Annotated in this window: 12 protein-coding genes; 7 read left to right on the top strand and 5 right to left on the bottom strand. The window is 71.8% G+C overall.

What is annotated here, in order from left to right; all coding sequences use genetic code 11:
- Positions 1-468: 468 nt before the first annotated feature.
- Together ACZ7GJ_RS37675 and ACZ7GJ_RS37670 are read right to left on the bottom strand one after the other, a co-directional pair.
- Complete coding sequence (locus ACZ7GJ_RS37675) at positions 469-1,641, bottom strand: YncE family protein (RefSeq protein ID WP_470758461.1); 1,173 nt, start codon at positions 1,639-1,641, stop codon at positions 469-471.
- The gene (locus ACZ7GJ_RS37670; protein ID WP_470758459.1) at positions 1,638-2,279 is read right to left on the bottom strand and encodes an ankyrin repeat domain-containing protein; all 642 of its coding nucleotides are present in this window, start codon (positions 2,277-2,279) and stop codon (positions 1,638-1,640) included. Before ACZ7GJ_RS37670 ends, ACZ7GJ_RS37675 begins: the two co-directional genes overlap by 4 nt.
- 319 nt (positions 2,280-2,598) lie before the next feature.
- Here ACZ7GJ_RS37670 and ACZ7GJ_RS37665 point away from each other — a divergent pair, with 319 nt between their 5' ends.
- Complete coding sequence (locus ACZ7GJ_RS37665; protein ID WP_470758457.1) at positions 2,599-2,991, top strand: YciI family protein; 393 nt, start codon at positions 2,599-2,601, stop codon at positions 2,989-2,991.
- 6 nt (positions 2,992-2,997) lie between these two features.
- Here the strand turns inward: ACZ7GJ_RS37665 and ACZ7GJ_RS37660 are convergent, their stop codons facing one another.
- Together ACZ7GJ_RS37660 and ACZ7GJ_RS37655 are read right to left on the bottom strand one after the other, a co-directional pair.
- Positions 2,998-3,735, bottom strand: coding sequence for an LmeA family phospholipid-binding protein (locus ACZ7GJ_RS37660; protein ID WP_470758455.1), 738 nt, complete (start codon positions 3,733-3,735; stop codon positions 2,998-3,000).
- On the bottom strand, positions 3,732-4,427 hold the full coding sequence (locus ACZ7GJ_RS37655) for a TetR/AcrR family transcriptional regulator (RefSeq protein ID WP_470758453.1): 696 nt from the start codon (positions 4,425-4,427) through the stop codon (positions 3,732-3,734). The genes ACZ7GJ_RS37660 and ACZ7GJ_RS37655 overlap by 4 nt, the downstream gene beginning before the upstream one ends.
- 88 nt (positions 4,428-4,515) lie before the next feature.
- Here ACZ7GJ_RS37655 and ACZ7GJ_RS37650 point away from each other — a divergent pair, with 88 nt between their 5' ends.
- The 4 genes from ACZ7GJ_RS37650 (at position 4,516) to ACZ7GJ_RS37635 (ending at position 8,715) form a co-directional block, all read left to right on the top strand.
- Positions 4,516-5,268 carry an N-acetyltransferase gene (locus tag ACZ7GJ_RS37650; RefSeq protein WP_470758451.1) on the top strand — a complete coding sequence of 251 codons (753 nt, stop codon included), beginning with the start codon at positions 4,516-4,518 and terminating at the stop codon, positions 5,266-5,268.
- An 88-nt stretch (positions 5,269-5,356) separates the two neighbouring features.
- The gene (locus ACZ7GJ_RS37645) at positions 5,357-5,896 is read left to right on the top strand and encodes an ArsR/SmtB family transcription factor (RefSeq protein ID WP_470758449.1); all 540 of its coding nucleotides are present in this window, start codon (positions 5,357-5,359) and stop codon (positions 5,894-5,896) included.
- A complete protein-coding gene (locus tag ACZ7GJ_RS37640; RefSeq protein WP_470758447.1) occupies positions 5,893-7,179 on the top strand; it encodes an MFS transporter in 1,287 nt (428 codons plus the stop codon). The genes ACZ7GJ_RS37645 and ACZ7GJ_RS37640 overlap by 4 nt, the downstream gene beginning before the upstream one ends.
- 321 nt (positions 7,180-7,500) lie before the next feature.
- Complete coding sequence (locus tag ACZ7GJ_RS37635; protein WP_470758445.1) at positions 7,501-8,715, top strand: S8 family peptidase; 1,215 nt, start codon at positions 7,501-7,503, stop codon at positions 8,713-8,715.
- A 76-nt stretch (positions 8,716-8,791) separates the two neighbouring features.
- Here ACZ7GJ_RS37635 and ACZ7GJ_RS37630 read toward each other — a convergent pair whose 3' ends face one another.
- Positions 8,792-9,193, bottom strand: coding sequence for a C40 family peptidase (locus ACZ7GJ_RS37630; protein ID WP_470758443.1), 402 nt, complete (start codon positions 9,191-9,193; stop codon positions 8,792-8,794).
- Between the two features lie 426 nt (positions 9,194-9,619).
- Here ACZ7GJ_RS37630 and lanKC point away from each other — a divergent pair, with 426 nt between their 5' ends.
- Both lanKC and ACZ7GJ_RS37620 read left to right on the top strand, forming a co-directional pair.
- Positions 9,620-12,256, top strand: coding sequence for a class III lanthionine synthetase LanKC (lanKC, locus tag ACZ7GJ_RS37625; RefSeq protein WP_470758441.1), 2,637 nt, complete (start codon positions 9,620-9,622; stop codon positions 12,254-12,256).
- On the top strand, positions 12,253-12,393 hold the full coding sequence (locus ACZ7GJ_RS37620) for a SapB/AmfS family lanthipeptide (RefSeq protein ID WP_470758439.1): 141 nt from the start codon (positions 12,253-12,255) through the stop codon (positions 12,391-12,393). Before lanKC ends, ACZ7GJ_RS37620 begins: the two co-directional genes overlap by 4 nt.
- Positions 12,394-12,479: the final 86 nt, after the last annotated feature.

The following is a 12,479-nucleotide window of genomic DNA, read 5'->3' as shown; positions in this document are numbered from 1 at the left end:
AGAGGGGACTTCCGGGGTAAAACGGGGTCCGGGGTCAGAAGCCGTGGGTAAGCAAACCCCCCCCCCCCCCCCCCCCCCCCCCCCCCCCCCCCACCCCCCCGGCCGGTGGGCGCCTCCGGGGTACTCCAAGGGTGACGGTTGCCGGGGCCGTCGTTGAACCCTCCGGGTGGTTTTACGTGGCCGCCCGGCCCGTTCCTGTTCGGCGTGTCCACGCCGCCATCGCACGCAGGCTCGCCGACTTCGCCGCGGCTACCGCAACGACAGTCACCGCAGCCGCTCTCCCGGCGCCGCACGCGCAGGCCCAGACCCGCCGATGCCCGGACCTCCGGCCCCGCGGTCCGGATCGACACCGACAACCGCGTGGGAGGCTGCCGACTCCAACTCCGGCTCCAGCTCGGGTTCCAGCTCGGGTTCCAGCTCGGGTTCTAGACGGTGTGCGCGGCGCCCCCGGGGGCCGCGGCCCGACGTCTAGAGGACGGCGATGCCCAAGGGGCGGACACCGGCGGGCAGTCGCCGGATGGTGCCGTCGGCGAGATCGACGACGGTCAGCCCGTTCCAGTAGCCCTCCCGGGTGTAGCCGCCCGTGACGTACGCCGTCCTGCTGTCGCGGGACACCGCCACGTCCTCGTGCGGGCCGTCCAGCGGGTACAAGCGCTCCTCGCCGCCGGGGGACCTCACGGTGAGCGAGGGCCCCTTGCCCTCCTCCACGGCGCCGGTCCCGACGACGAGCAGCCGGCCGTCGGCGGTGAGGGCGGCCCCGTGCTGGTGGGTGTCGGCCGTCATCGGTTCCACGGTGACCGCGCCGCTGTGCGGGTCCACCACGGCCAGTCGCTCCCCCTCGAAGGCCAGCAGGAGCCGCCCGTCGCCGGGGCGGACGACCGCGTAGTGCGGCTTGAGCCAGGAGGCGAGGCCGCCCTCGGTGCCGTACGGGGCGACCTCGATACGGCGCGGCGCGAGGCTGTCCGCCGCGACCACCGTGACGTCGAAGGAGTCGTGGCCGGTCACGTACACCTGGCGACCGTCGCGGGCGATGTCCACGTCGAAGGGGCGGCGGCCCACCGGCACGGTGGCCGTGACCTTGCGGGCGGCGGTGTCGATCACCTCGAGCACGCCCCGCTGCCCGGGGACGTTGACGCCCACGTACGCGCGCGAGCCGTCCGGCGAGAGCGCGATGCCCATGCCGCCTCCCCGGTACTCCCCGGTTTCGACCGGACCCGTGCCGGTGGTGTACGGGACCAGCGCCACGCGGGTCCGGGCGCGGGCGTCGACCACGGCCACGCCCTCGGCGGTGGCCACCCAGGCGAGGCCGTCCGGGCCGACGGCCAGCCCGTAGGGCGCGGTGCCGACGGCGACGGAGCCGACCGGGCCGTGCTCCGGATCGACGAAGGTGACGGTGTCGGCGCCGAAATCGGCGACGAGCAGGGTCCCTTCGGGGGTGGGAAGGGCCGCGGGCAGCGGGGTTCCGCTCGGGGCGGGCGAGGAGGCGGCGCGGCCTGCTCCGCCCTCGCCACCGGCCGTGGTGCAGCCGCCCAGCAGCGCGACGACGGCCGGCAGGACGACGAGCAGTGCCCGCGACCGTCGGTGCGGCCCGGTCCGGGTCCGCGTCCGGGTCCGGGTCCCGGTCAGGGGCCGATGCATCATCGCGCGCTCCGTCGGGGACGGCCCTCGGAGCCGGGGGTCCGGTCCTGCGCCGCGAGTAGGAGCCGGGCCAGGCCGTCGAAGCCGCGCCGCAGCGCGTGCTCGTACGCCGTGACCCCCTCGGAGTCGGCGAGCCACGGGTCCGCTCCGGCGCCGAGCAGCAACCGGACGATCTCCTCGTGACGCGAGCCGCCGTCGCCGAGGATGACCGCCTCCAGCAGCGCGGTCCAGCCGAGCCGGTTCACGTGGTCGACGTCGATGTCCGTCTCCGCCAGCACGGCCCGCACGTATCCGACGTGCCCGCGTTCGGCGGCCGGGATGAGGGAGACCCCGCCGAAGCGGTTGCGCTGCCCCAGATCCGGCCCGGCCGGGAGCAGGGTGCGCATCATGCTGACGCTGCCCGTCACCCCGGTGACCAGCCAGGGGCTGTCCGCTCGGGCATCGGCGGCGTCGGGGTCGGCTCCGGCGGCAATCAGGACCTCGGCCACAGGGACGTGATCGCCGAGCACGGCGAGCAGCAGTGGCGTACGGAGCTCCTCGTCGCGGACCTCCGGAGCGGCGCCTGCGGCGAGCGCGGCGCGCACCGTGTCGCAGTCCCCGGCTTTGGCGGCATCGAGCAGCAGTCGGTCGTGTGGGTTCATGTGCCCATCGTGGTCCGACCCGGCCCGGCAGGCGGTCCGCCCGCCGTCTCTGCCTCCCCGCCCCACCCGGACGACCCTCCCGCCAACCGTTCGGCTGATGCGTCGCGCCCCGGCATCAGCTACGGCTGCGGCCTCGCGCGTCCGACTGGTCGGGCGTCAGCCGTGGCTACCGGGCGAGGCGACCCCCCGGCGGGACAATGGCCGCCGCGACTCAGGAGCCGGAGATTTTTCGCTCGGGCACCGATGAGTTCCGCGGTGCCCGACTGTCTATCCCTGTGTGAGCCCCGAGAAGCCAAGCAGCCCCGGAAGGGTGAGGAACATGAAGTACATGATCCAGATGAACGTACCCGCAGCCGAGTGGGACGCCATCATGTCGGCGTACTCCAAGGACGACATGGAGGCCATGTTCGCCCACATGAGCGCCCTCAACGACGACCTCACCTCCGCCGGAGAATGGGTGGACGGGCAGGGCCTCGGCGGTCCCTCGTCGGTCAAGACAGTGCGGGCCGGAAGCGACGGACGGCCCCAGGTGACCGACGGTCCGGGCCAGGAGGGCCACATCCTGGCCGGGTACTGGGTGGTCGACGTGAAGAGCGAGGCCCGTGCCGTGGAGATCGCCGCGCGGGCGTCGGCGTGCCCCGGGCCGGGTGGGAAGCCCGGCAATGACCCGGTCGAAGTGCACCTCATCTCCGAGGACCCGACAGCGGCCTGAGCCGGATCAGGCGGTGCACTTCTCGTGGGTGGCGGCGCCCGTGGAGTGCGGGAGGGACAGGGTCACGTCCAGGCCCGAGGCGTCGGCGCGGGCGCCGGTCAGGCGGGCGCCGTCAGGGAGTTCACCGACCTCGACCGTGCGCGGCGCGAGCTTCTCGGCGAACTCGGACGCGCCCGGGAGCCCCGAAAGGGACTCGATCGGCATGGTGCGGCCCAGCGCGGTCACCGTGTCCGGAGTGACGGTGAGGCTGGTGGCCGCGGCGGTGACCTTGGCGTGGACGGTCACGGGCAGGCTCAGGACGCCGGTCCCGGCCCGGCCGCTCAGCGTCAGGCCGGACCCGTCGCCACCGACGGTCATACCCGGCGCCGTGTCGGCCAGCCGCTTCTGCAGGGCGGCGTACGGGATCTTCGCCGTGGCCGTCCCCCCGCTCGTCGCCCCGTCGGTGGTGACGTCGTGCAGGTCGGCCCGGACGTCCATCTCGGTGTCGGCGTGGTGCACCCGGTCCGCTTCGATGTGAACGGTCCCGAGCTCACCGGTCAGCGACTGCAGTCCGGCGAGCGAGTCGGTCAGCTCGACCCTGACCGGTCCCTCGGGCGAGAGCCGGCAGGCGGCCGCCTTCTCGATGCGCTGCCGGGCGACGCGCTCGACCACGGAGTCGGTGGCGGCGCCGACGGCCGTGACGGTCAGCCCGAGGGCTATGAGCAGGGGGACGGGGCGGCGGAGCGAGGAGCGGCTGAACTTCACGATGCGGTGGTTCCGATCTCGTGCAGGATCTCGAAGGAGTGGACCAAGAGCTGTGCGGGTGCGGTGCCGGTGGCCGTGTCGGCGCCTGCCTGTCGGCGTCGGCGCCGGGTGCGCAGGACGGCGCGTACGGCGGACATGGCCGCGCCCGCGATCACCGCGGCCCGCAGATCCGCGTCGGGCGTATCGGCCGGGAGTCGCTGCTCGATCAGGAGGGTGAGGCGGTCTTCGAAATCGGCGAACGCCTCGACGAGACGGGCGGCGATCACCGGTTCGGCGCCCTCGACGGAGTGGGTCAGGGCGGTGAGCGCGGAGGCTGCGAACGGCTGCGCCGCCGTCAGCAGCGCGTTGCAGATCGCGTCGAGCGGGTCCTCCTCACGCGGGCGCGCGACCAGGGCGGCCTCGACGTACCCGAACAGCAGGGCCATGTCCGGCAGCAGCAGGGCCTCCTTGCTGTCGAAGTACCGGAAGAAGGTCCGCTCGGAGACGTTCGCGCACGCCGCGATGTCCGCGACCGTGGTCCCCGCGAAACCGCGTGCGGCGAACAGCTCGGCAGCCCCCTCGCGGATCCTGCTGCGGGTCTGCTCCTTCTTCCGCCGCCGAAGCCCGGCCCCGGCCCCGGCCTCGGCCCCGGCCCCGACCTCGGCCTCGGCCTCGGCTCCGGTGTCGATCTCGTCGAGGGGATCAGCGCGCATGACCGCAGCCTAGCAATCGCGTCATTCCTGCCAATTGTCAGTCCTGCCATTTCCTGTCTGCGGCCGGCCCCGCCGTACTCTTCCGGGCATGACAGACATCAAGATCACCACGCTCGCGGAGCGTCCCGAACTCGCCACCCGCCTGTGGGACATGACGGACTCCTGGCCGGAGTTCGCCCAGCACGATTCCCTGGGCTGGCTGCTGTACCCGCGGATGGTGGCCGAACTCCCGCAGTACGTGCTCGTCGCCACCGACGGCGAGGCCGTCGTGGCCCGCGGGTTCAGCGTGCCCTTCGCTCTGCACGCGCCCGGCCGGGGAGGAGGGGAACTGCCCGCGCGGGGCTGGGACCAGGTCCTCATGTGGGCCTTCTCCGACCTGCGGCGCGGTATCGAGCCCGACTCGGTCAGCGCCATCGAGATCTCCGTCGCCACCGATCGGCAGGGCGAGGGTCTGTCGGGCCGGATGCTGGCGGCCATGCGGGACAACGCTGCCGCGCGGGGTTTCGCCGAGGTGGTGGCGCCGGTCCGGCCCAGCGGGAAGCCGGCCGAACCGGACGCCTCCATCCACGAGTACGCGTACCGCACCCGTGCGGACGGTCTGCCGCACGATCCGTGGCTTCGAGTCCACGTACGGGCGGGCGGGGTCGTCGACTCGGTGGCCCCGCTGTCGATGACCATTTCGGGCTCCGTCGCCCAGTGGCGGGAGTGGACCGGCCTGCCCTTCGACACCCGGGGCCCGGTCCGCGTCCCCGGCGCGCTGGTCCCGGTGCGGTGCGAGCCGGAGCAGGGGTACGCGGTGTACGTGGAGCCGAACGTCTGGGTGCGCCACCGGCTCCGGTAGTTGCGGGCCCGATGAGTTGAATCCATGGTTCCGGAAGTTCGAGCAGAAACCCCTTGCTTAATGGTCAAGAACTGTTGACCATTGGGGCATGCCAAACGATGATCTTCCTGAGACGTTCCACGTCACCACTGACGAGCAGCTACGCGCCGTCTCCAATCTCACGCGCCACCGGATCATGGCCGTGCTCCGCTTCGAGCCCGCGACGATCACGCAGATCGCCGAGCGGGTGGGCCTCGCGAAGGGCAGTTCCAGCTACCACGTACGGCTGTTGGAGCGGGCCGGCCTGGTGAAGGTGGTGCGAACCCGGAAGGTCCGGGGGGTCACCGAGCGGTACTACGCCATGGCCGCGCGGGCGATCGTCCTGCCGGATCCGGGCGAGGGGGGCCCGGACGTGCTGATGCGGCACGCGGTGGCGGACCTGGAGGCGGCGCCGGCGGACGGCGAGCGGCACGTGCGGATGGCGCATCTGCGGCTCACCGAGGAGCAGTTCGCGGAGCTGGGGGCGCGGCTGGAGGCACTCGCGGACGAGTACCGGGAGCTGTCCGATCCGTCGCTGCCGGACGCGTCGCTCGTCTTCGCACTGTTCCACCCGGCGTCGCGCGCCCAGGCCGAAGGGGACGCCAAGTGACCACAGACCTTCGTAAACTGCCGACCGGGTTCGGGCGGCTGTGGACTGCGCAGACGGTGTCCTCGCTCGGTGACGGGGTGTCGCACGCCGCGCTGCCCCTGCTCGCGTTGACGTTGACGCGGGACCCGATGGCGCTCGCCGTCGTCACGGCCGCGGGAACGCTGCCGTGGCTGCTCTTCGGGGTGCTCGGCGGTGCGCTGGTGGACCGTTGGGACCGTCGGCGCACGATGTGGGTCACGGACGCGGCGCGTGCGGTGCTGCTCGCGATACCGGCGGCCGCGGCCGTGCTCGACGTGCTGAGCATTCCACTGCTCGCGGCCCTCGCCTTCCTCCTCGGCCTCGGCGGACTCTTCTTCGACACGGCCGCCACGGCCTACCTGCCGGATCTGCTCGGCCGCGACCCCGCGCTCCTGGAGCGCGCCAACTCCCGCCTGCGCGGCACCCAGACCGCCGCGTCCGGGTTCGCCGGGCCGCCCGCGGGCAGCGCCCTGCTCGCGCTCGGGCGGTCGGTTCCGCTGCTCGCCGACGCGGTCTCCTTCGCGGTCTCCGCAGTACTCGTACGGTCGCTGCCCGCCGCGCCCCGGCCCGTACCGCAGGCCCGGGAGTCGCTGCTGCGGCAGGCGCGGGCCGGTGCCTCGTACGTATTCCGGGACCAGTTGCTGCTCGGGCTCGCGCTGCGTCCGGCGGTCGGGAACATCGCCTTCGTCGCGCTGGAGACCGTACTCGCCCTCTTCGCGCACGATCGACTCGGCATCGAGACCTTCGGCTTCGGCCTGCTCCTCACCGCGGAGGCCACCGGCGGCCTGCTCGGCGCGGGCATCGCCTCCTTCCTCGGCCGGCGTCTCGGCACCGGCACCGCGCTGACCTGCACGGCCGCAGTCGAGGGATTCGCCATCCTGGGCCTCGCCACCTCCACGAACCCGTACACCGCCGGCCTCGCGCTCGCCGTCTGCGGAGCGGGCATGGGCGCCACGATGGTGCTCGCACCCTCCCTCCGGCAGTCGATCGTCCCCGCCCACCTGATGGGCCGGGTCGCCTCCACCTCCCGCATGCTCGGCATGTGCGCCGCCCCGTTCGGCGCCTTCCTCGGCGGCTGGCTGGCCACCACCTACGACGTACGCACCCCGCTCTACACCGCCGCCGGCCTCCTCCTCGCCATGACCGCCATCACCGCGACCATGACCAGCAACCGCCGGGTCGAGGCGGCGCTCCGAGCCGCGGCCTCCGCCGACGATCCGGACCACTCGGAATCGCGGGACGCCGTTCAGGAGCGCGTCAACTAGGGCTCCGCAAGGCCGTCGAGACGGCGCCAAGCACAGCTCGGTGCTCCTCACCCCGGACCCGGAGCAGGTCGCCCGTTCGCGAATGCATCCGGAAGTCGTGTGTATGTGTGGATGGTTAGAAGAGTGTGATCGTTCTGCGGAGCAGGCGGGGAGGTCTCTTTAAGAAACCTTGTTGAATAACGCTGACGGGCAGGGCGGCCTTGAATCAACTCCGGTAATCGGTCAGGGTTTCGACCTGAACCCCCGCGGATCTTCCGGTTCCGGAGGGCTCACGCAACACGCTTTGACGCCCCACACGTCAACACGAGGAGCACTCTCTCCATGTCAACTCACAAGCACGCACGCACCCGTTCGCGCGGTTTCCGGGTCCTTGCAGTGGCCACGGGAGTCGCCACTGCAACCGGTGTCTGCATGCTGTTGTCCCCCCTCGCCGGCGCGAACACCCCGGCCGAGGGGACGGTGTACGGGCTCGGCGCACCCGGTGCGCTCGGCGGCAGCTACATCGTCATCCTCGACAAGGACGCGGACAAGCAGGCGCTCGCCAAGAAGTACGGCGGCGAGCTCAAGCGCACCTACACGTCCGCGGTCAACGGCTTCTCCGCAACAGGGCTCTCCGAGACCGATGCCAAGCGCCTTGCCGCCGACCCCTCCGTGGGCAAGGTCGTCCAGAACAAGAAGTTCACCCTCAACAGCACCCAGAACAACCCCCCTTCGTGGGGCCTCGACCGCATCGACCAGGCGGCGACCGCGGGGGACAAGAAGTACACGTACCCCGATGCGGGCGGCGAGGGCGTCACCGCCTACGTCATCGACACCGGTGTCCGGATCAGCCACAAGGACTTCGGCGGCCGCGCCGCGCACGGCTTCGACGCCGTGGACAACGACCAGAGCGCCGACGACGGCAACGGGCACGGCACCCACGTCGCCGGGACCATAGCGGGCACCTCCCACGGGGTGGCCAAGAAGGCCAAGGTCGTCGCCGTCCGTGTGCTCGACGACAACGGGTCCGGCACCACCGAGCAGGTCGTGGCGGGCATCGACTGGGTGACGCAGCACCACAGCGGGCCCTCGGTCGCCAACATGAGCCTGGGCGGAGGCGCCGACGAGGCGCTGGACGAGGCGGTGCGCCGGTCGATAGCCGCCGGCGTCACCTTCGCCGTCGCCGCGGGCAACGAGTCCTCCGACGCGGGTCAGGGCTCTCCCTCGCGGGTCCCCGAGGCGGTGACGGTGGCTTCCAGCACGGCCGACGACTCGCAGTCCTCGTTCTCCAACTTCGGCTCGGTCGTGGACCTCTACGCACCGGGCTCCGACATCACATCCGCCTGGAACGACAGTGACAGCGGAACGAAGACCATCTCCGGCACCTCGATGGCGACCCCGCACGTCGTGGGAGCCGCCGCCCTCTACCTGGCCGCACACAAGGACGCGACGCCCGCACAGGTCGCGCAGGCCCTGACGGAGGGGGCCACGCCGGGGAAGATCACCAACCCGAGCAGCGGAACCCCGAACAAGCTGCTGAAGGTGTCCGCGCAGTAGGCGGAGCCGTCCGTGAACTTGTGGGGCCGCCGCACCTGAGGGGGGTGCGGCGGCCCCGTTCGCGTTTCCGGTGGGGTCAACCGGCCCGACCGTAGCGGGCGTTCCTGTTCCAGATGCGGTCCAGTCGTACCCCGACGCCCGGGCGGGGCGCGTGCCAGATCTTGTCGTGACCGGCGTAGATGCCTACGTGTTCCATGGTCGAGCCATTGGGGAAGAACACCAGATCACCCAATGCGCGCTTGTTCCGGGGAATGCGAGAGGTGTGCTCGTACTGCTGCTCGGCGGTACGGGGCAGCTCTCTGCCGGCTCTTCGGAACGAATAGAGCGTCAGGCCCGAGCAGTCGAACCGTTTCGGTCCCGTGGCGCCGCGGGCGTACGGTGCGCCTTCCTTGGAAGCCGCGACGGCCACCGCCCTCACGCCGTACGGCACGGCCGCGTTGGCGGGGGACGTGGGGCCGACCAGCGTACTGGTGGTCAAGAGGCAGACCAGCAGCACGGCGCGGGGGCCGAATCCGGTGGGCCGACGGACAAGTCGGCGAGCCTGGCGGGCAGTCCGGGATGCGGATTCTTTCCTGGAGACGGACATCGTGGTACCTCCGCGTTCGGGTGCGGCAACGGCAGATCGGACACGTATGAAGCTCCTGCTTTCAATGTCGTGATTCCTGGCGGGTATTGGCCGACCAGTTTTCTCCGACGACGCCTGAAAAATCCCCTTCGGAGGCGGAGTGAGCTGTATCGGTTCTGCAACAAATCCGACAAAATATGTAAATCGCCTGGCGGTCATCGCACTGCGGGGCGTCTCGTGACTCGTGAGTACTGCACACCCCATCGGTGACAGCAGCAACTGTCGCCGCGTCCGCCCGGCGTGACACGGTCAGGTCTGCCACCGACCGAGGGAGCAGGTGTGAACAAGGGGTACGCCGCCTTCTGCGACGCCGACCGCTGGTTCTACGACGTGCCGTACCGGCGGGCCGGTGCGAGCTATCCGGCCGCCGACGCCCCCGTCCCCTCGGGGTGGCGCTCGCACCGCAGCGGCGACTGGCTCGCGATGCGTCCCGAGGGTGTCGAACTGCCCGCGCAGGGCTGGAAGATCCACGTCTCGGCCACGCTCGACAACGCCGAGTCGCTGCTGACGAAGGTGTACGAGTACTGCACCGCCCGGGGCATCGCCTTCAAGTTCATACCGAGCCGGTACCTGCTGCACCTGCGCAACGCCAAGTACGCCGACCGTGCGGCGAGCGGGAAGTTCATCACCGTGTATCCCGCCGACGAGCAGCAGTGCCAACAGATCGCGCAGGACCTCGACGCCTCGCTGGCGGGCGCGGCCGGCCCGTACATCCTCAGCGATCTGCGCTGGGGCGCCGGACCGGTCCACCTGCGCTACGGCAGCTTCACCCTGCGGCACTGCTACGACGAGCGCGGCGACCTGGTCCCGGCGATCGAGACCCCGGACGGGCGGCTCGTTCCGGACCGGCGCGAGCCGGTCTTCCAGCCGCCCGAGTGGCTCGACCTGCCCGACTTCCTCAAACCGCACCTCGCGGCGCGCTCCGAGGCCACCCTGGCCGGCATCCCCTTCACGGTCGAGCGCGCGCTGCACTTCTCCAACGGCGGCGGGGTCTACGTCGGCAAGGACAGCCGCACCGGCGAGAGCGTGGTCCTCAAAGAGGCCCGCCCGTACGCCGGCCTCGCGGCCGACGGCGCGGACGCCGTGACCCGACTGCACCGCGAACAGGCAGCGCTGGAACGGCTGTCGGGCCTGGACTGCGTCCCCGCGGTCCGCGGCACCTTCACGATCGGCGGCCACCACTTCCTGGTGCTGGAACACCTCGCGGGCAAACCGCTCAACACCTACTTCGCCCGCCGCCATCCACTGATCGAGGCCGATCCCGACCCCGCCGAGCTGGCCTCGTACACCCAGTGGGCCCTCACCATCCACGAGCGGGTCACGGAAGCAGTCGACGCCGTACACGCCCGCGGCGTGGTCTTCAACGACCTCCACCTCTTCAACATCATGGTGGCGGAGGACGAATCGGGCGAACCCTCCGTCGCACTCCTGGACTTCGAAGCCGCCGCACACGTCGACGAGGGACTGCGCCAGACCGTGGCCAACCCCGCGTTCGTCGCCCCCGCCGAGCGGCGCGGGTTCTCCGTCGACCGCTACGCCCTCGCCTGTCTGCGGCTCGCCCTGTTCCTCCCGCTCACCAGCCTGCTCGTCCTGGACCGGACCAAGGCCGCGCATCTGGCCGCCGTGGCCGCCGAGCAGTTCCCGGTGCCACGGGCGTTCCTCGACGAGGCCGTCGAGGAGATCCTGGCCGGCGCCCCTCAAGACGGGCACGCCGCCCCCCGGCCGGGACCGCCCGCGCGGTACCTGCCCGTCGAGCCACGGGAATGGCCGGCCGCCCGTACGTCCATGACCGCGGCCCTGCGGGCCTCGGCCACCCCGGACCGCCAGGACCGCCTCGTCCCGGGCGACATCGCCCAGTTCGCGTCCGCCGGGGGAGGCACCTGCTTCGGCTACGGGATCGCCGGGGTGCTCCACGCCCTCGCCGAGTCCGGCGCGCAACCCTGGCCCGAGGCCGAGCAATGGCTGCTCGACCGGACCGCGGAGCCGCTTTCGGGCACCCCGCTCGGCTTCTACGACGGCCTGGTCGGCACGGCCTGGACATTGCACCGGCTCGGACACCACGGCCGCGCCCTCGCCCTCGTCGACCAGCTGCTGGACCAGCCCTGGGAGAGCGCGGGCCCCGACCTGCACAGCGGACTCGCCGGCATCGGCCTGGCCCTGGACGCGCTCGCCGCCGCGAGCGGAGAGGGCGAGCTGCACACCGCGGCCCTGCGCTGCGCCGAACTCGTCGCCAGGCCGGAGCATCGGCCCACCCGCGCGGGACTGCTGTACGGCAACTCCGGCCCGGCCCTGCTCCTCGTGCGGCTGTACGAACGCACCGGCGACAAGGAACTGCTGACCCAGGCCGCCCACGCCCTCCACCGCGACCTCGACCGCTGCGTCACCAGTGCGTACGGAACCCTCCAGGTGAACGAGGGCTGGCGCACCATGCCGTACCTCGGCGAGGGCAGCGTCGGCATCGGCATGGTGCTCGACGACTGGCTGGAGCACGGCTCGGACGAGCGCTTCGAACAGGCCAGGCGCGAGATCGTACGGGCCGCTCAAGCGACCTTCTACGCCCAGCCCGGGCTGATGCGCGGCGCCGCCGGGATGATCCTCCACCTGGCCCGGACCACCACGCCCGGCCCGGGCACCGGGCCCGACGACATCGCCCGCCAGATCGACGCACTGGCCCGGCACGCCGTGCCGTTCCAGGGGCATCTGGCCTTCCCCGGCGAGCAGATGATGCGCCTGTCCATGGACCTCGCCACGGGCACGGCCGGCGCACTCCTCGCCCTCGGCAGCGCGGCGCCCGGCGGGCGCGCGCACCTGCCGTTCCTCCCGCCGCTGCGCGAGCGCGCGGCGGCCCCCAAGCCGGTCCCGTCCGGGGCCGTGACCCATCGCACCACTCGAGAAAAGAAGAGGAATCTGACATGACGCTTCTTGACCTGCAGTCGATGGAGACCCCCAAGGAAGAGATCACCGAGGCCGCGATGGGCGGCGGCGGTGGCGGCAGCCGCGCCAGCCTGCTCCTCTGCGGCGACAGCAGCCTGAGCATCACGACCTGTAACTGACCCAGGTCGCCCCGGGGGGGGGGGGGGGGCGGCCTGCGGGCCCAACAAAAAACCCGAGGAAAACAACAAAGGGGCAACCCACAGAT

The sequence above is a fragment of the Streptomyces sp. NPDC037242 genome, assembly GCF_055604165.1.
The sequence above is the reverse complement of the archived record's forward strand: the minus strand, read 5'-3'. Positions and strand labels throughout refer to the sequence as shown.

Excerpts from the sequence above, each read along its gene's own strand:
- ACZ7GJ_RS37675 (WP_470758461.1), bottom strand. The coding sequence starts at position 1,641 with ATGATGCATCGGCCCCTGACCGGGACCCGGACCCGGACGCGGACCCGG.
- ACZ7GJ_RS37670 (WP_470758459.1), bottom strand. The coding sequence starts at position 2,279 with ATGAACCCACACGACCGACTGCTGCTCGATGCCGCCAAAGCCGGGGAC.
- ACZ7GJ_RS37665 (WP_470758457.1), top strand. The coding sequence starts at position 2,599 with ATGAAGTACATGATCCAGATGAACGTACCCGCAGCCGAGTGGGACGCC.
- ACZ7GJ_RS37655 (WP_470758453.1), bottom strand. The coding sequence starts at position 4,427 with ATGCGCGCTGATCCCCTCGACGAGATCGACACCGGAGCCGAGGCCGAG.
- ACZ7GJ_RS37650 (WP_470758451.1), top strand. The coding sequence starts at position 4,516 with ATGACAGACATCAAGATCACCACGCTCGCGGAGCGTCCCGAACTCGCC.
- ACZ7GJ_RS37645 (WP_470758449.1), top strand. The coding sequence starts at position 5,357 with ATGCCAAACGATGATCTTCCTGAGACGTTCCACGTCACCACTGACGAG.
- ACZ7GJ_RS37635 (WP_470758445.1), top strand. The coding sequence starts at position 7,501 with ATGTCAACTCACAAGCACGCACGCACCCGTTCGCGCGGTTTCCGGGTC.
- ACZ7GJ_RS37620 (WP_470758439.1), top strand. The coding sequence starts at position 12,253 with ATGACGCTTCTTGACCTGCAGTCGATGGAGACCCCCAAGGAAGAGATC.